The following is a 16040-nucleotide window of genomic DNA, read 5'->3' on the forward strand; positions in this document are numbered from 1 at the left end:
GGGGGAGAGGGAAGGGGCCCGCGCCGAAGGCGTGGGAAGGGTGAGGGTCCGTGAGAAGAACGCGCTACACCGAAGGCGATGGCTCGGTCGAACGGGCGCGGGAGAGGCGGAAGAAGCCGACGCCCGCTGAACAGGCTTTATGGTCGCTCCTGCGCGGCTCAAGGCTGGACGTTCACAAATTTCGCAGAGAGCAACGGCTTGGCCCTTATTTGGGCGATCTCGTCTGTCACGAAGCGCGGCTCGTCGTCGAGGCCGACGGAGACACCCACTTTGACGAAGACGGAAAAACAAAGGATGCGCTCCGGACGGCCTTTTTAGAACGCGAGGGATATCGAGTGCTTCGGTTTACGAACCACGAGGTGATCACCAATCTTGATGGTGTGGCTGCGGCAATACGCGACACACTGACCCTCACCCTCCCATCGCTGCGCGATGGGCCCCTCCCTCTCCCCCAGAGGGGAGAGGGGTAGATGTCGTTCAACACCTTCGGCCGCGTTTTCCGCTTCACCACCTGGGGGGAATCGCACGGGCCCGCGCTCGGCGCCGTCGTCGACGGATGCCCTCCCGGACTGGCGCTCAGTGAAGCCGATATCCAGCCCTTCCTCGACAAGCGCCGCCCGGGCACCTCGCGTTTCACGACGCAGCGGCAGGAGCCCGACCAGGTCCGCATCCTCTCGGGCGTGTTCGAAGGCAGGACGACCGGCACGCCGATCAGCCTGATGATCGAGAATATGGATCAGCGCTCGAAGGACTATTCCGAAGTCGCCAGTGCCTATCGCCCCGGCCATGCCGATTATGCCTATGACGCTAAATACGGCTTTCGCGACTATCGCGGTGGCGGACGCTCTTCGGCGCGTGAGACTGCCGCGCGGGTGGCGGCGGGGGCGGTTGCGCGGCTGGTTATTCCCGAAGTGAAGATCACTGCCTGGGTGGAGGCGATCGGCGGGGATGCGATTGATCCCGACAATTTCGATGTCGCCGAGATCGGGCGCAATCCGTTTTTCTGCCCCGATGCCGCCGCGGCGATGCGGTGGGAAGCGCTGGTCGATGCGGCGCGCAAGGCGGGGTCGTCGCTGGGCGCGGTGATCGCGTGCGAAGCGACCGGCGCGCCCGCCGGCTGGGGCGCTCCGATCTACGCCAAGCTCGACAGCGAACTGGCGAGCGCTTGCATGTCGATCAACGCGGTCAAGGGCGTGGAGATCGGCGACGGCTTTGGCGCGGCGGCATTATCGGGCGAAGAGAATGCCGATGCCATGCGCCCCGGCACGAACCATCCGGAGTTTCTGGCCAACCATGCCGGCGGAATCGCGGGGGGCATCTCCACCGGCCAACCGCTGAAGGTCCGCGTCGCGTTCAAGCCGACCAGTTCGATCCTGACGCCGGTCGAGACGATCACCCGCGAGGGCAAGGCGGCCGAGATCATGACAAAGGGCCGCCACGACCCCTGCGTAGGCATTCGCGGCGCGCCGGTGGTGGAGGCGATGGTCGCTTTGGTATTGGCTGACCAGAAGCTGCTGCACAGGGCACAGATCGGTTGAATCGCTGATCCAGATCAGCACTGCGCCGCGGGCGGAGGCTTTCGCGCGCTCAAGTGATTGCGTTCCGCGAAGCGGGGGGAACCTCTGTCATCGGCTGTCGTTCCCGCATCCCATTGAACATGCAGGAGAATTAACATGCGTAAGTTTGGAGCGCTGGCGGCATGCGGATTGCTGTTGCCGATGATCGTGACCGCGCAAACCGCGCCCGGCACCGGGACAACCGGGACTGGCCAGACCAGCACGCAAAGCGGCCAGAGCATGAACCCAGGAACGCGCAGCGATCAGGACCGCCCGACCACGACCAACAACAGTGATCGCCGCAGCGCGCGCGGCGAAGCCTGTGCGCGGGGTCCACGGGATTCCACCGCCGGCACCACCGGCTCGACGGGAAGCACGAGGGGCACGACGAACGGCCCGGCCAACAATCGTGGCTCGATGACGGACTGCACCCCCGGATCGACAACCGGCTCGGGTACGACGGGAAGCGATTCAACCGGGACCTCCACGACCAATCCGGACACCGCGCCTGGTACCCCGAGCAGCACGGGATCCGGCACCACGGGCGGCACGACTCCACCGCAATAAGCGCAAGTGCGGCGGCCGCGCGTCGCGGCCGCCGCATCAATCCGCAAAAGGATCGCGGACCAAAATAGTGTCGTCACGCTGGGGACTGGTCGAAACCAACGCCACCGGGCATTGGATCAGCTCCTCGATCCGCCGGATATACTTGATCGCCTGGGCAGGCAATTCCGCCCAGCTCCGCGCGCCGGCGGTCGATTCGGACCAGCCGGGCATCGTCTCATAGACCGGCTCGACTGCCGCCTGGTCGGCGGCGTTGGACGGATAATAATCGAGCGTTTCGCCGCGCAGCCGGTATCCGGTGCAGATCGCCACTTCCTCAAATCCGTCCAGCACATCGATCTTGGTTAGCGCGATCCCGGTGATTCCCGATACCGCCGCCGATTGGCGCAGCAGGACGGCATCGAGCCAGCCGCAGCGGCGCTTGCGCCCAGTGACCGTGCCGAATTCGTGTCCGCGCGTGCCCAGTCGCTCGCCCACTTCATTGTCCTGCTCGGTGGGGAAGGGGCCGGAGCCGACGCGCGTAGTATAAGCCTTGGCGATCCCCAGCACGAAGCCGACAGCCCCCGGGCCAAGCCCGCTTCCCGCCGCTGCCGTGCCCGCCACGGTGTTGGACGAAGTGACGAAGGGATAAGTGCCGTGATCGATGTCGAGCAGCACGCCCTGCGCGCCCTCGAACAGGATTCGCCGCCCACGCGATCGCGCCTCTTGCAGCGTCCGCCACACCGGCTCGGCGAAGGGCAATACGAAGCCTGCGATTTCCTTGAGTTCGGCGATCAGCACCGCACGGTCCACGGGCGGCTCGCCAAAACCGGCGCGCAGTGCGTCATGATGCGCGCAGAGGCGATCGAGCTGCGGGCCGAGATCATCGAGATGCGCGAGATCGCACACGCGGATCGCGCGCCTGCCGACCTTGTCTTCATAAGCCGGGCCGATCCCACGCCGCGTCGTGCCGATCTTGCCCGCGCCGCTGGCGTCCTCGCGCAGCGCGTCGAGGTCGCGGTGGAACGGAAGGATCAGGGGGCAGGTGTCGGCGATCTTGAGCGTGGCGGGGGTCACATCCACGCCCTGGCCGCGCAATTTCTCGACTTCGGACTTCAAGTGCCAAGGATCGAGCACCACGCCATTGCCGATGATGCTCGGCGTGCCGCGCACGATGCCCGATGGCAAAAGCGAGAGCTTGTAGACCTTGTCGCGCACGACGAGCGTGTGCCCGGCATTGTGCCCGCCCTGGAAACGCACGACCATGTCGGCGCGCTCGGCGAGCCAATCGACGATCTTGCCCTTGCCCTCATCGCCCCATTGGGCGCCGATCACTGCGACATTGGCCAAAGTCGAGTTCCTTTCGGGCGCGCCCTAATCGCCCAAAGCGCGGGCGTCCAGCAACTCAACTCGACTTGGCCGAAAGCCCAGCTATGGATGATGCGAAGAGGAGAGCAGCATGAAATTGGCCAGCCTGAAGCACGGACGCGACGGCAAGCTCGTGGTCGTATCGAGCGACCTCGCCTGGTATGCGAGCGCCAGCATGATCGCGCCGACGCTGCAGGCGGCGCTCGACGATTGGGAGCACGTCGAAGGCGACCTGCGCAATCTTCAGACCGATCTCGATCATGAGGCGATCCCCCGCGAGCGTTTCCACGAGCGGCTGGCCGCCGCGCCGCTGCCGCGCGCCTATCAATGGGCGGACGGCTCGGCCTATGTGAATCATGTCGCCCTGGTGCGCCAGGCGCGCGCGGCCGAGATGCCCGAGACCTTCTGGCATGATCCGCTTATGTATCAGGGGGGATCGGATGGCTTTCTGGGCCCGCGTGACTCGATCCCGCTGGCGGACGAAAGCTGGGGCTGCGATCTCGAGGCCGAAGTCGTGGTCGTCACCGGAGACGTGCCGCTCGGTGCATCGCGCGAGGAGGCGCTAGCGGCGGTTCGGCTGGTCGGCCTCACCAACGATGTCTCGCTGCGCAATCTTATCCCGGGCGAGCTCGCCAAGGGCTTCGGCTTCTTCCAGTCCAAGCCCGCCAGCGCATTCTCGCCGGTGTTCGTCACGCCCGATGCGCTGGGCGATTGGTGGAGGGACGGAAAGCTCCATCGCAAGCTGATGGTCGATCTGAACGGCAAGCCCTTCGGCCGCGCGGAGGCAGCCGAAGACATGACCTTCGATTTCGGAGTCCTAATCGCGCACGCGGCCAAGACGCGAAAGTTGGGCGCGGGCACGATCATCGGCTCGGGCACCGTCTCGAACCGCGATTCGGACGGCGGGCCGGGCAAGCCGATCGCGGAAGGCGGTGTGGGCTATTCGTGCCTCGCCGAGCTTCGCACCGTCGAGACGATCCTGCGCGGCAAGCCCGAGACCCCGTTCCTGAAGACCGGCGACACCGTGCGGATCTGGGCGGAAGACGACAGGCACCACCCGATCTTCGGGGTGATCGAGCAGAATGTGGTGGCGGGTTGAGCACGCCTTGATCCTTGCGGCCGGCGGCCGTCGCCTGCTGTTCGTGATGGCGACCGACCACGAATACGGTCCGGCGCTCCGTGCCCGGATCGATCCGCTGATCAAGGGGTAGGCCCGTGGAAGCGGGGTCGCGACGGCGGCGCCACTCGCGGCCCTGCCGGCATTGCCCGACCTCATCGTGTCGTTGGCCTCGGCCGGCTCGCGGCGCAGGGCGGTAGGCGAGATATTCCAGATCAGCCACGTTTCGTGGCGATGTGGATGCGGGCGGTTCCACTTAGCCAAAGAGTCAATTGTCATTCATCTCACAGACCCTAAGGTGCCTTATCTCACTATCACGGAGCAGCACCCGATGGGTCCCCGCCTTTCCCGCCGCCATGCCTTTCTCGGCTCGGCCAGCCTCCTCTCCACGCCCTTTCTCGGCGGGCTGATGGCGCATGCCCAAGCCGCCGCGTCGATCGACGCTTCGCCGCTCCTCAAGCCCTGGCCCGGCGCCTATGGCGGAGTGCCGCCCTGGGACAAGTTCGCGCCCGCGATGTTCCCGCCCGCATTCGAAGTCGCGATGGGGGAGCTGCGCAGGGACATAGTCGCGGTCCGCGATTCCAGGGCCAGGCCAAGCTTCAAAACCGTCATCCTTCCGATGGAAAGCGCCGGGGAGACGATGGACCGGGTGCAATCGGCCTGGGGCGTCTATGTCTCCAACCTCGCGACCAAGGAAGTCCAGGCGATCAATCGCGAGTGGAGCCCCAGGCTCACCAAATTCTATGACGAGCTGTTCCTCGATCCCAAGCTTTTCGCGAAGGTGAAGGCGGCATACGACAATCGCGCCTCGGAAAAGCTCGATGCGCAACAATTGCGGCTGCTCACCCGCTCCTATCGCGGCTTCGTCCGCCGCGGCGCGGCGCTGTCGGATGCCGAGCGCGCCGAAGTCAGCCGGCTAAACCAGGCGCTCTCGACCGCTTATGCCGATTTCAGCCGCAAGGTGCTGACGGACGAAGAGACCTGGATCGTGCTCGATGCGGGCGATCTGGCGGGGCTTCCCGAAAGCTACACCGCTTCGCTCAAGGCGGCCGCCGAGGAGCGCAAGCTTCCGGGAAAATGGGCCGTGGTCAACACGCGCTCGGCCATCGACCCCTTCCTCACCAATTCCACCAACCGCGCGCTTCGCGAGAAGGTCTGGCGCGCATTCGTCGGGCGGGGCGACAATGGAGACGCCAACGACACCAAGGCGCTCGTCGCCGAGATCCTCAAGCTTCGCCAGCAGCGCGCGACGCTGCTCGGCTTCAAGAACCACGCCGCCTTCCGCATGGACGACACCATGGCCGAGACCCCGGCCAATGCGATGAAGCTGATGATGGCCGTGTGGCCCGCGGCGCGCGCCCGCGTGATCGAGGAAGTCGCCGACATGCAGGCGGTCGCCGACAAGGAAGGGGCGGGAATCAGGATCGAGCCCTGGGACTATCGCTTCTATGCCGAGAAGGTCCGCAAGGCGAAATACGATCTGAACGAAGGCGAAGTGAAGCCGTATTTCGAACTGCGCAACATGCAGCAGGCGTCGTTCTACGCCGCGGGCCGGCTCTATGATCTCGATTTCAAGCAAGTGACGGACGTGCCCGTCTTCGATCCCGAAGTGCGCACTTATGAGGTCACCAACCGCAATAACGGCAAGCATGTCGGCATTTTCTATGCCGATAATTATGCCCGCACGGGCAAGCGCTCGGGCGCATGGGCGACGCGCTATCGCGGGCAGCAGGAACTGGGCGGCCACCGCAACGTGCTGGCGTCGAACAACAACAATTTCGTCAAGGGCGGCGCGGGCGAGCTCACGCTGATCAGCCGCGAGGATGCGCGCACGCTCTTCCACGAATTCGGCCACGCATTGCACAGCCTGCTACAGAACGTGACTTATCCGGGGCTTTCGGGCACGCCGCGCGACTTCGTGGAATATCCGAGCCAGGTGAACGAGAATTGGCTGCTCACCCGCGACGTGCTCGATCGCTATGCCAGGCATTACAAGACCGGCGAGCCGATCCCCGCGGCGCTGGTCGACAAGATCGAGAAGTCCGCGACGTTCAACCAGGGCTTCATCACGGTCGAATATCTCGCCTGCGCGATCCTCGACATGCAGCTGCACGATCGCGAGATACCGGTGACGGATATCGCCGCATTCGAGAAGGAAGCGCTCGCCGCGATCGGCATGCCGCGCGAGATCGCGCTGCGTCACCGCCTGCCCCAGTTCAACCATCTCTTTGCGAGCGACGCTTATTCGGCGGGCTATTATTCCTATCTCTGGTCCGAGACGATGGACGCCGACACCTGGGCCGCGTTCACCGATACGGGCAATGCCTGGGACAGGAAGACCGCCGATCGTTTCCGCGAGACTCTGCTGTCCACCGGCAACGAGACCGACCGGAAGGAAGCTTATCGCGCGTTTAGAGGCCGCGATCCGGATGTGAAGGCGCTGTTCAAGCGGCGGGGGTTTCCGGTCACTTGAAAACCCTCCCGTGCCGGGAGAGGAATCACTGGTTTCAGGTCAGCATCACTGACCTTGTTGCGCTGGCCTTTGAAATTTTATAACAAGGCTCCAAATGCGAGTCCCGCGCGTTCACGATGCGGAGATATTGTTCGGAGAGCCCATGGGAATCGAGCGCGACCGCTCCAATCTGCCGCCACTTTCGCTGCACGTGCCGGAACCCAAATTCCGCCCCGGCGACGAAGTCGATTTCAGCGATGTCGATGTGCCGCCCGCCGGATCGGCACGGCGGCCCGATACCGCCGACCGGGCCGACAGCTTCCACGAACTTTCCTATTCGCTGGTCCGCGTGCTCGACGAGGAGGGCCGCGCGGTAGGCCCGTGGAATCCCAAGCTGGACCCGGACACCCTCCGCAAGATGCTGCGCTCGATGGCGCTGGTCCGCGCCTTCGACGAGCGGATGTTCCGCGCCCAGCGCCAAGGCAAGACCAGCTTCTACATGAAGTCCACCGGCGAAGAGGCGGTCGCGGCCGGCGCGGCATCGGCGCTGGCGTATGACGACATGTGCTTCCCCTCCTATCGCCAGCAGGGGATTCTCATCACGCGCGGCTGGAGCCTCGTCGACATGATGAACCAGATCTATTCCAACAAGGGCGATCGGCTCCAGGGCCGCCAGCTGCCGATCATGTATTCGGTGCGCGAAGCGAGCTTCTTCTCGATCTCGGGCAATCTCACCACGCAATATCCCCAGGCGGTTGGCTGGGCGATGGCGAGCGCGGCCAAGGGCGACAGCCGCATCGCCGCGACCTGGTGCGGCGAGGGGTCCACCGCGGAGGGGGATTTCCACTCGGCGCTCACCTTCGCGACGGTCTACCGCGCGCCGGTGATCTTCAATGTCGTCAACAATCAATGGGCGATCTCGTCCTTTTCGGGCTTTGCCGGGGCAGAGGCAACGACCTTCGCGGCGCGCGCGATCGGCTATGGCATCGCCGGGCTGCGGGTGGACGGCAATGATATCCTCGCGGTCTATGCGGCTACCCAATGGGCCGCCGAGCGTGCGCGTACCAATCAGGGCCCAACGCTCATCGAGCATTTCACCTATCGAGCCGAAGGCCATTCCACGTCGGACGACCCCACCCAATATCGCTCGGCCGGCGAGCCGACATCGTGGCCGCTCGGCGATCCGATCCAGCGGTTCAAGCAGCATCTGATCGCCATCGGCGAATGGGATGAAGCGCGCCACGCGGCGCAGGATCTCGAGCTCGCCGAAACGGTGAAGGCCGCGCAGAAGGAAGCCGAGAAAGAAGGCGTGCTCGGCCACGGGATGCACCAGCCGTTCGAGACGATGTTCGAAGGTGTGTTCGAGGAAATGCCCTGGCATTTGAAGGAGCAGTGCCAGCAAATGCTCGACGAGCAGAAGGCGGCGGGCCTGTGAGCGACGACGCGCCCGCGGAAGGCAATGTCCGCATGAACATGATCCAGGCGATCAATTCGGCGATGGACGTGATGATGGCGCGCGATCCGAACGTGATCGTGATGGGCGAGGATGTCGGCTATTTCGGCGGCGTCTTTCGCGCCACGGCGGGCCTCCAGGCCAAATACGGCAAGACCCGCGTGTTCGACACGCCGATCACCGAGATCGGGATCATCGGCGTCGCGGTCGGCATGGGGGCATATGGCCTGCGCCCGGTGCCCGAAATACAGTTCGCCGATTATATCTATCCGGCGCTCGACCAGCTCGTCAGCGAAGCCGCGCGGCTTCGCTATCGCTCGGCGGGCGAATTCATTTCGCCGATCACGGTGCGCTCGCCCTTTGGGGGCGGCATTTTCGGCGGGCAGACGCACTCCCAGTCCCCCGAGGGCATCTTCACGCATATTTCCGGCATAAAGACCGTGATCCCCTCGACTCCCTATGACGCAAAGGGGCTGCTGATCGCTTCGATCGAAGACAATGATCCGACGATCTTCTTCGAGCCCAAGCGCATCTATAACGGCCCGTTCCACGGCCATTACGATCGCCCTGCCAAGACCTGGGCCGCTCACCCCGGCGGCGAAGTGCCCGCGGGCTATTACCGCGTCGATCTCGGCAAGGCGGCGGTCGTGCGCCCCGGCAACGACGTGACGATCCTGTGCTACGGCACGATGGTGCACGTCGTTACCAGCACGATCGACGAACTGGGCCCGGAATTCGGCGGGCTCGACGCCGAGATCATCGACTTGCGCACCTTGGTGCCGCTCGACATCGAGGCGATCGAAGCGTCGGTCAAGAAGACCGGGCGCTGCCTGATCGTCCATGAGGCGACGCGCACCGGGGGCTTCGGCGCCGAGCTGGCCACGCTCGTGCAGGAGCGCTGCTTCTATCATCTCGAAGCGCCGATCGAGCGCGTCACAGGCTTCGACACGCCCTATCCCCACAGCCTGGAATGGGCCTATTTCCCCGGCCCGGTGCGCATCGGCACTGCGCTCAAGAAACTCCTGAAGGACTGACCCGCAATGGCCCGTTTCACCTTTCGTCTGCCCGATATCGGCGAAGGCATCTCGGAAGCCGAGATCGTCGCTTGGCACGTGCAAGTAGGCGATCGCATAGAGGAGGACCAGCAGGTCGCCGACATGATGACCGACAAGGCGACCGTGGAGATGGAATCGCCGGTCTCGGGCGTGGTGCTCGAGATCGCGGGCGAAGTGGGCGATCAGGTTCCGATCGGGTCCGCGCTGATCGTGGTCGAGACCGACGGCGACGCTGCCGAAGAGACCGCCCCGCCGAGCGAGGATGTGCTGGAGGCGGAGAATCCGGGCGTTGAGGAAGCCACCTCACCCCCCGCTCACCCTGAGCCTGTCGAAGGGCCTGTAGCCGCAAGCGCAACGCAAGAGGAAAGCGGGCCTTCGACAAGCTCAGGCCGAGCGGAGGAGATGCCCCACGCCCAAATCCTCGCCTCCCCCGCCGTCCGCGCCCGCGCCAAGGACCTCGGCGTAGACCTCGGCTCCGTCAAATCTGACGGCAACCACATCCGCCACGCCGATCTTGATGCCTTCCTCCGCTACGGCAGCGGACAGGGCTACCGCGCTCCCCATGCCAGCCGCGCCCGCGAGGACGAGGCGGTCAAGGTGATCGGCATGCGCCGGCGCATCGCGGAGAACATGGCCGCCTCCAAGCGTGCGATCCCGCATTTCACTTATGTCGACGAAATCGACGTGACGGCGCTTGAGGAAGTGCGCGCCGACCTCAACGCCAATCGCGGGGGTCGCCCCAAGCTGACGATGCTCCCCTTCCTGATCGTCGCGATTTGCCGCACGATCCCGCAATTCCCGATGATCAACGCGCGCTATGACGATGAGGCCGGCGTGGTCACCCGCCATGGCCGCGTCCATCTGGGCATGGCGGCGCAGACCGATGCGGGCCTCATGGTTCCGGTGATTCGCGACGCGCAGGACCTCAATGTCTGGCAGCTCGCGTCCGAGATCGGCCGGCTTGCGGAGGCCGCACGCACCGGCAAGGCCAGGTCGGAAGAGCTGAGCGGCTCGACGCTCACGATCACGTCGCTCGGGCCGCTTGGCGGCATCGTCACCACGCCGGTAATCAATCGTCCCGAAGTCGCGATCATCGGGCCAAACAAGATCGTCGAGCGGCCGATATTCCAGGGCGACGAGATCGTTCGCGCAAAGCTGATGAACCTCTCGATCAGTTGCGATCACCGCGTCGTGGACGGCCATGACGCCGCGAGCTTCGTCGCGGCGCTCAAGAAGCTGGTCGAGACGCCCGTGCTGCTGTTCGCCGATTGATGGCGCATTTCCTGCTCCGCTACGATCTCGCGCCCGATTATCTCGCGCGCCGCGGCGAATTCCGCGACGCGCATCTGGGGCTAGCCTGGGCCGCATCGGATCGCGGCGAGCTGGTGCTGGGCGGCGCGGTCGGCGATCCGGTGGAGAGCGCATTGCTGCTCTTCACCGATGCAGAGGCCGCGCATGCCTTCGCCCAAGCCGATCCCTATGTGAACTCCGGCATCGTCACTGGCTGGCGCGTGCTGCCCTGGACCACCGTGGCGGGGGAGCAGGCGGCCACTCCGGTGCGCCCCGCTAGCTGAGCAGAGCCTGCAGCTTTGCCTGCCCCTGCTTCATGTGCTCGACGCTCGCTTTGTCGATCTTCTCGGCTTCGCTAGCCAGCCTGGCGCGCCGCGCCTGGATCGCCTTGTAGCGCGCGGCATCCGCCCCGCTGTTGAAGCCGAAATAGGCATTGGCGTTATACCAGCCGCGCCTGGCGAGCAGCGCGCACAGCTCCGCGGTTGCGTCCAGGCTGGCGAGCTGATTGGCCAGCACCGGATCGGCCTTGCCATGCGGAAAGGCCATCTCGCCGATCGCCTGCTTTAGGCCGCCGTCGATCGCCGCCCGATCGATCGCGCGGCCCAGCTCGGCCCGGCGCCGGCCACGCTCTCCGCTATGCTTGCCCGCCATCGCGCGGACTTCGTCGAGCTTGCCGCAATTGGCCAGCGTTTGCGGGTTCTGCGCCAGCAGATAGGGGCTGTTGAGATTGCCCACGCCAAGCTTGCCCAATGTTTCCATATATTCGCGGCGACCCCTGGCGTCCGCTTGCACCGATTCGGCGAACAGGCGCGAGATCGGTCCCCGGCTGGCTGCATCCTTGGGCAGGATCGGCGCGCCTTCGGGGCCGAACTCGATTTCGGCAAAGGTGCTGGGGTCCGCGCGGCCGCCCGCTTCATATTGGCGGTGCGCCAGCGTTCCGGCCAGCGCGCCCGCGCCGAGCAGGATCGCCAGCGATCCCGCGATCCAGCCCAGCCGCGAATGGCGTGTCGTCACAGCCAGGCCGATCAGCCACAGCACGAAGCCCATGGCCGCCCCGGCGCCGACCAGGATCATGTGCGGATAAGCGGGCAGCATGCGGGGCACCAGCAACGCGGCGGCGACAAGCACCGCGCAGCCGGCAAGAGTTGCGAGCACCGGGTGATCATGCGGACCCCGCAGCTCCGCCTCGTAGAAATCTTCCATGAATTCCTCCCCTTTCGCGTATTTTAGCGGCCAAACGCCCGAGCGCAAACCGTGCAGGGCATTTCGGCTTTGCAGTGGAGAAACCGGCATTGCTTGCCCTTCGCACCCGTCCGCGCGATGGCCCCCGCCATGATTGCTCCCATAAGTTCGATCGATCGCCGTGGCCTGAGCTACGCATTGGGCGCCTATGCGATCTGGGGCGTGCTGCCGCTCTATTTCCATGCGCTTGCCGGCGTTCCGGCATTGCAGGTCCTGGCCCACCGAGTCGCATGGTCGGTCCCTCTGCTCCTGGCTATCGTGCTGATCCTCAAGCGCGGGCGCGCGATGCTGGCGGCGGCGCGCGGGCGAACCTTGCTGCTGCTCTTCGCCAGCTCGGTGCTGATCGCCGTCAACTGGCTCGTCTATATCTGGGCGGTCCAGCACGGCCATGTGCTCGAATCGAGCCTGGGCTATTTCATCAATCCACTGGTCAACGTTGCATTGGGCATGGCGGTACTCGGCGAGCGGCTGCGCAGATGGCAGGGAGTCGCGATCGGCGTGGCCGCAGCGGGAGTCGCGGTGATGGCGATAAGTGGCGGCGGCGCGATCTGGATATCGCTCGTGCTGGCCGCGAGCTTCGGCCTGTACGGGCTAGTCCGAAAGGTGGCGGCGATCGACGCGCTGGGCGGGCTTACGTTCGAAACCATGTTGCTGGCGCCCCTGGGCTTTGCCTGGCTCGCCTATAGCGCCTCCTATGATGCCACCGGATTCGGTCAGTCGTGGCGGCTCGACGCCCTGATTCTCGCGGCGGGGGTGGTAACCGCGGCTCCGCTGCTGTTGTTTACCGGGGCCGCGCGCCGCTTGCCGCTCTCCATGCTCGGGCTGATGCAATATCTGGCCCCCAGCATGCAATTCGGGATCGCGCTCCTGCTCGGTGAGGCGCTCAGGCCCGCGCATTTGATCACCTTCCCGCTGATCTGGGCGGGATGCGCGCTTTTCGCTTGGGACAGCATTCGAGCGATGCGCGCGCCGGTGCCGGATGTTAAACCGATCGGTTGACAATCGCTGTTCGCTGTCTATGTTAAACCATATGGTTGAACAACGACTCGACGCCACCTTCCATGCCCTGGCCGATCCCACCCGGCGTGGAATGCTTGCCGATCTCGCACTCGGCGAGAAAAGCATCGGCGCGCTTGCCGAGCCCTTCGCAATGAGCTTCGCCGGCGCCGCCAAGCATGTGAAGGTGCTCGAAGGCGCGGGGCTGGTCCAGCGCCGCAAGGCGGGCAGGGCGCAGATTTGCAGCCTCGCCCCGGCGCCGCTTGCCGAAGCCGAGCTATGGCTGCGGCAATGGGAGAAATTCTGGACCGTCCGGCTCGATGCGCTGGCCCGGCTGGTCGAGCAGGACGGCGCTGGCGCATGACGGGTCCCGTCGTTCTCACCGTTACGCGCGATTACGCCGCGAGCCCGGAGCGCGTGTTCGATGCCTGGCTCGATCCCGCGCAGGCGAGCCGCTTCCTGTTCGCCACGGCTGATGGTGAGATGATAAGATGCGAAATCGACGCACGCGTCGGTGGACGCGCGCTGATCGTCGAGCGACGAGCGGGGGGCGACGCGCATCACCGCATGCAATTCGAAGCCATCGAGCGTCCCCGCCGGCTGGTCTTTCTCTTTGCGGCCGACCCTGCCGGGGACGGCGACTGGACCCGCGTGTCGATCGAGATCGCGACGAGGGGCGACGGCTGCTCGCTCAGGCTCACCCACGAAATGGACCCTGAATGGGCGCCTTACGAAGAACAGGCGCGGCATGGCTGGACGATGATCCTCGAAAGCCTGGGCCGAGTGATGGAGAGGGATGATGGCTGATACCTTGAAGGCCGGCGAACTGGTTTTCGAACGCGAGCTGGATGCGCCGCGCGAGACCGTCTGGCGCTACCTGATCGATCCCGATCTGCGGGCGCGCTGGTTCATGGCCGGGCCGACCGAGCCGCGCGTCGGCGGCAAGCTCGGCATGACGATGGCCCACGGCAATCTCTCGGACGAGGACGTGCCTTTCCCCGAGAAATACGCGCCCTATCAGGGGAAATCCTGGCACGAGACGATCACCGCGATCGATCCGCCGCGTCTGCTCGCCTTTACCTGGGACGAAGGCGCGAACGGCCAGGTCGCGATCGAACTCGACGATCTCGGCGAGCGTACCCGGCTGACGCTCACGCATAGCGGCATCCCCAATCCCGAGGGGGCGATCAATTTCGGCGGCGGCTGGGGCGCACATCTCGACGTGCTCGAAAAGCGCCTGCGCGGCGAGCATATCGCCAATTTCTGGACTCTCCATGCGGCCGCCGAAGCGCGGGCCAGTGCAGCGATCGGCTAATCGGCGAAACGTGGCGGGCGCTTCTGCATGTTCGCCATTACTGCCTCCATCTGGTTGGGCGTGCGCAGCAACGCCGCTTGCTCGCGGCTTTCGGCAAGCAGGATCGCGGCTGTGTCACCCTCCAGATTGGCGAGGCGCTTGGCGGCGCGAACGGCATGCGGATTACGTTCGGCGATGCTGCGCGCCAGCGCCAGCGCTTCGGCGAGCGGGTCGTCCGCCAGCCGAGTGACGAAGCCCATCGCCTGCGCTTCGGCCGCGTCGAACTCGCGCGCCGTATAGGCCGCCTCGCGCAGCGCATCGTCCCGCACATTGCCGCGCCACAGCGCAAAGCCCGCCATGTCGGGAACGATACCCCACTTCATCTCCATGACCGACAGTCGGGTGCCCGGCGCGGCGATGCGTACATCGGCGCCGCTGGCGATCTGCAGCCCCCCGCCGAACGCGACTCCGTGGATCGCGGCGATCACCGGCACCGGCAGCATGCGCCAGCCCCAGGCGACCTGTTGGAAATCATTCGCCACGCCGTGGGTGCGGGCCTCCAGGTCCACGCCCGATCCAGCGCCCGCCATGCTCGCCATGTCCAGCCCCGCGCAAAAGGCGCGGCCTTCGCCGGAGAGCACCACGGAGCGCAGCCCCGGCATGGCCGCCAGCTCGCCGATCGCGGCGATGATCCCCGCGAACATCGCCGGATCGAGCGCGTTCATCTTGTCCGCGCGGTTGAGCCGGACATGCGCCACGCCCACCTGCATATCGATCGTGACGCGCTGCTCGTCCATCCCGCACCTCCTGCCTGCACCGCGAGGTTAGACAGAGACCGGCGCGCGGGCTAGGGGCGCGGCGATGAGCGACGATGCGCCCCGCAATTTCGATCCCCAGCGGCTGTTCGGCGGCCGTTTCAACGGGCATGGGGGCACGCTCGGCATCGCCTATCACGCGCATGGCCAGGATTGGGCGGAGCTCGCGCTCCCCTATGACGAGCGTCTCATCGGCGATCCTGCTTCGGGCGTGATCGCTTCCGGGCCGATCCTCGCGCTGATGGATATGGCGACGAGCGTGGGCGTGTGGCTCAAGCTCGATCGGCTGCACGCGCATGCGACGCTCGACCTGCGCATTGATTATCTGCGGCCCGCGCGGCCGGGGCACGCCGTGATCGGGCGCGGCGAATGCTACCGGATCACGCGGTCGATCGCATTCGTGCGCGGCCAGGCGCATGACGGCGATCCAGGCGATCCGCTCGCCAATGTCGCGGGCACCTTCATGGCGACGGAGGGCTATTGGTGAGCGTGCCATATTCCCAGTTGCTCGGGCTCACCCAGGAGCCCGGCGAGGATGCACCGGTGCTGGTGATGGAGTTCGGCACGCATGTCGTCGGCCGGCCCGGCTTCCTGCATGGCGGCGCGATCGGCGGACTGCTCGAAATGGCAGCGGTCGCCGCGCTCAAGCAGGCGCTGGCCGGCGAGGGCGGGGCGCGGATCAAGCCCATCAACCTCACCGTCGATTATATGCGGGGCGGGCGCGACAAGCCGACCCGGGCCAAAGGCGTGGTCACTCGGCTCGGCAACCGCGTCGCCAATGTCGAGGCGGTTGCCTGGCAAGACGAGCCCGATCGCCCGATCGCCTCTGCCCGGATGAACTATCTGATCGTGCGCTGAG

General features: G+C 65.6%; 18 protein-coding genes. 15 read left to right on the forward strand and 3 right to left on the reverse strand.

Going from position 1 to position 16040, the window contains the following annotated elements:
* Positions 1 to 50 precede the first annotated feature (50 nt).
* The 3 genes from VF617_RS06000 to VF617_RS06010 all read left to right on the forward strand — a co-directional run bounded on the left by VF617_RS06000 (position 51) and on the right by VF617_RS06010 (position 2123).
* The gene (locus tag VF617_RS06000) at positions 51 to 470 is read left to right on the forward strand and encodes an endonuclease domain-containing protein (RefSeq protein WP_331013958.1); all 420 of its coding nucleotides are present in this window, start codon (positions 51 to 53) and stop codon (positions 468 to 470) included.
* Positions 471 to 1538, forward strand: coding sequence for a chorismate synthase (gene aroC, locus VF617_RS06005; RefSeq protein WP_331013959.1), 1068 nt, complete (start codon positions 471 to 473; stop codon positions 1536 to 1538).
* Between the two features lie 135 nt (positions 1539 to 1673).
* The gene (locus VF617_RS06010; protein ID WP_331013960.1) at positions 1674 to 2123 is read left to right on the forward strand and encodes a hypothetical protein; all 450 of its coding nucleotides are present in this window, start codon (positions 1674 to 1676) and stop codon (positions 2121 to 2123) included.
* A 36-nt stretch (positions 2124 to 2159) separates the two neighbouring features.
* Here the strand turns inward: VF617_RS06010 and VF617_RS06015 are convergent, their stop codons facing one another.
* On the reverse strand, positions 2160 to 3449 hold the full coding sequence (locus tag VF617_RS06015) for an adenylosuccinate synthase (RefSeq protein ID WP_331013961.1): 1290 nt from the start codon (positions 3447 to 3449) through the stop codon (positions 2160 to 2162).
* A 109-nt stretch (positions 3450 to 3558) separates the two neighbouring features.
* On the opposite strand from VF617_RS06015, the gene VF617_RS06020 reads away from it, so the two are divergent.
* The 6 genes from VF617_RS06020 to VF617_RS06045 all read left to right on the forward strand — a co-directional run bounded on the left by VF617_RS06020 (position 3559) and on the right by VF617_RS06045 (position 11118).
* The gene (locus VF617_RS06020; RefSeq protein ID WP_331013962.1) at positions 3559 to 4566 is read left to right on the forward strand and encodes a fumarylacetoacetate hydrolase family protein; all 1008 of its coding nucleotides are present in this window, start codon (positions 3559 to 3561) and stop codon (positions 4564 to 4566) included.
* Positions 4567 to 4915: 349 nt separating this feature from the next.
* A complete protein-coding gene (locus VF617_RS06025) occupies positions 4916 to 7057 on the forward strand; it encodes a M3 family metallopeptidase (RefSeq protein WP_331013963.1) in 2142 nt (713 codons plus the stop codon).
* Between the two features lie 142 nt (positions 7058 to 7199).
* Positions 7200 to 8471: a 3-methyl-2-oxobutanoate dehydrogenase (2-methylpropanoyl-transferring) subunit alpha gene (locus VF617_RS06030; RefSeq protein WP_331014019.1), complete on the forward strand. Its 1272-nt coding sequence runs from the start codon at positions 7200 to 7202 to the stop codon at positions 8469 to 8471.
* Positions 8472 to 8503: 32 nt separating this feature from the next.
* On the forward strand, positions 8504 to 9523 hold the full coding sequence (locus VF617_RS06035) for an alpha-ketoacid dehydrogenase subunit beta (protein ID WP_331014020.1): 1020 nt from the start codon (positions 8504 to 8506) through the stop codon (positions 9521 to 9523).
* Positions 9524 to 9529: 6 nt separating this feature from the next.
* Positions 9530 to 10816 carry a dihydrolipoamide acetyltransferase family protein gene (locus VF617_RS06040; RefSeq protein ID WP_331013964.1) on the forward strand — a complete coding sequence of 429 codons (1287 nt, stop codon included), beginning with the start codon at positions 9530 to 9532 and terminating at the stop codon, positions 10814 to 10816.
* Positions 10816 to 11118 carry a YciI-like protein gene (locus VF617_RS06045; RefSeq protein ID WP_331013965.1) on the forward strand — a complete coding sequence of 101 codons (303 nt, stop codon included), beginning with the start codon at positions 10816 to 10818 and terminating at the stop codon, positions 11116 to 11118. Before VF617_RS06040 ends, VF617_RS06045 begins: the two co-directional genes overlap by 1 nt.
* Here VF617_RS06045 and VF617_RS06050 read toward each other — a convergent pair.
* Complete coding sequence (locus tag VF617_RS06050) at positions 11111 to 12037, reverse strand: hypothetical protein (RefSeq protein ID WP_331013966.1); 927 nt, start codon at positions 12035 to 12037, stop codon at positions 11111 to 11113. The two genes, VF617_RS06045 and VF617_RS06050, sit on opposite strands and share 8 nt — an antisense overlap.
* 129 nt (positions 12038 to 12166) lie before the next feature.
* Here VF617_RS06050 and rarD point away from each other — a divergent pair, with 129 nt between their 5' ends.
* The 4 genes from rarD to VF617_RS06070 are packed head-to-tail and all read left to right on the forward strand — an operon-like array spanning position 12167 to position 14387.
* The gene (gene rarD / locus VF617_RS06055; protein WP_331013967.1) at positions 12167 to 13075 is read left to right on the forward strand and encodes an EamA family transporter RarD; all 909 of its coding nucleotides are present in this window, start codon (positions 12167 to 12169) and stop codon (positions 13073 to 13075) included.
* Between the two features lie 31 nt (positions 13076 to 13106).
* Positions 13107 to 13436 carry a metalloregulator ArsR/SmtB family transcription factor gene (locus tag VF617_RS06060; RefSeq protein WP_331013968.1) on the forward strand — a complete coding sequence of 110 codons (330 nt, stop codon included), beginning with the start codon at positions 13107 to 13109 and terminating at the stop codon, positions 13434 to 13436.
* On the forward strand, positions 13433 to 13879 hold the full coding sequence (locus tag VF617_RS06065) for an SRPBCC domain-containing protein (protein ID WP_331013969.1): 447 nt from the start codon (positions 13433 to 13435) through the stop codon (positions 13877 to 13879). Before VF617_RS06060 ends, VF617_RS06065 begins: the two co-directional genes overlap by 4 nt.
* Entirely contained in the window at positions 13872 to 14387 is a 516-nt protein-coding gene (locus VF617_RS06070) for an SRPBCC family protein (protein ID WP_331013970.1), read from the forward strand. The genes VF617_RS06065 and VF617_RS06070 overlap by 8 nt, the downstream gene beginning before the upstream one ends.
* On the opposite strand, the gene VF617_RS06075 is transcribed toward VF617_RS06070, so the two are convergent.
* Entirely contained in the window at positions 14384 to 15163 is a 780-nt protein-coding gene (locus tag VF617_RS06075; RefSeq protein WP_331013971.1) for a crotonase/enoyl-CoA hydratase family protein, read from the reverse strand. The genes VF617_RS06070 and VF617_RS06075 overlap by 4 nt on opposite strands.
* A gap of 64 nt (positions 15164 to 15227) precedes the next feature.
* Between VF617_RS06075 and VF617_RS06080 the strand changes: the two genes are divergently transcribed.
* Both VF617_RS06080 and VF617_RS06085 read left to right on the forward strand, forming a co-directional pair.
* Entirely contained in the window at positions 15228 to 15668 is a 441-nt protein-coding gene (locus VF617_RS06080) for a PaaI family thioesterase (RefSeq protein WP_331013972.1), read from the forward strand.
* Positions 15665 to 16039: a PaaI family thioesterase gene (locus VF617_RS06085; RefSeq protein WP_331013973.1), complete on the forward strand. Its 375-nt coding sequence runs from the start codon at positions 15665 to 15667 to the stop codon at positions 16037 to 16039. Before VF617_RS06080 ends, VF617_RS06085 begins: the two co-directional genes overlap by 4 nt.
* The last annotated feature ends 1 nt before the right edge of the window (position 16040 follow it).

Origin of the sequence: Sphingomonas sp. (assembly GCF_036388215.1) — a bacterium.
Classification (GTDB): domain Bacteria; phylum Pseudomonadota; class Alphaproteobacteria; order Sphingomonadales; family Sphingomonadaceae; genus Sphingomonas.

Bases quoted from the DNA above. Each gene is read 5' to 3' on its own strand.
- aroC (WP_331013959.1), top strand. From the start codon at position 471: ATGTCGTTCAACACCTTCGGCCGCGTTTTCCGCTTCACCACCTGGGGG.
- VF617_RS06065 (WP_331013969.1), top strand. From the start codon at position 13,433: ATGACGGGTCCCGTCGTTCTCACCGTTACGCGCGATTACGCCGCGAGC.
- VF617_RS06045 (WP_331013965.1), top strand. From the start codon at position 10,816: ATGGCGCATTTCCTGCTCCGCTACGATCTCGCGCCCGATTATCTCGCG.
- VF617_RS06025 (WP_331013963.1), top strand. From the start codon at position 4,916: ATGGGTCCCCGCCTTTCCCGCCGCCATGCCTTTCTCGGCTCGGCCAGC.
- VF617_RS06080 (WP_331013972.1), top strand. From the start codon at position 15,228: ATGAGCGACGATGCGCCCCGCAATTTCGATCCCCAGCGGCTGTTCGGC.
- VF617_RS06070 (WP_331013970.1), top strand. From the start codon at position 13,872: ATGGCTGATACCTTGAAGGCCGGCGAACTGGTTTTCGAACGCGAGCTG.
- VF617_RS06030 (WP_331014019.1), top strand. From the start codon at position 7,200: ATGGGAATCGAGCGCGACCGCTCCAATCTGCCGCCACTTTCGCTGCAC.
- VF617_RS06040 (WP_331013964.1), top strand. From the start codon at position 9,530: ATGGCCCGTTTCACCTTTCGTCTGCCCGATATCGGCGAAGGCATCTCG.
- VF617_RS06075 (WP_331013971.1), bottom strand. From the start codon at position 15,163: ATGGACGAGCAGCGCGTCACGATCGATATGCAGGTGGGCGTGGCGCAT.
- VF617_RS06035 (WP_331014020.1), top strand. From the start codon at position 8,504: ATGAACATGATCCAGGCGATCAATTCGGCGATGGACGTGATGATGGCG.
- VF617_RS06060 (WP_331013968.1), top strand. From the start codon at position 13,107: ATGGTTGAACAACGACTCGACGCCACCTTCCATGCCCTGGCCGATCCC.
- rarD (WP_331013967.1), top strand. From the start codon at position 12,167: ATGATTGCTCCCATAAGTTCGATCGATCGCCGTGGCCTGAGCTACGCA.
- VF617_RS06010 (WP_331013960.1), top strand. From the start codon at position 1,674: ATGCGTAAGTTTGGAGCGCTGGCGGCATGCGGATTGCTGTTGCCGATG.
- VF617_RS06050 (WP_331013966.1), bottom strand. From the start codon at position 12,037: ATGGAAGATTTCTACGAGGCGGAGCTGCGGGGTCCGCATGATCACCCG.
- VF617_RS06020 (WP_331013962.1), top strand. From the start codon at position 3,559: ATGAAATTGGCCAGCCTGAAGCACGGACGCGACGGCAAGCTCGTGGTC.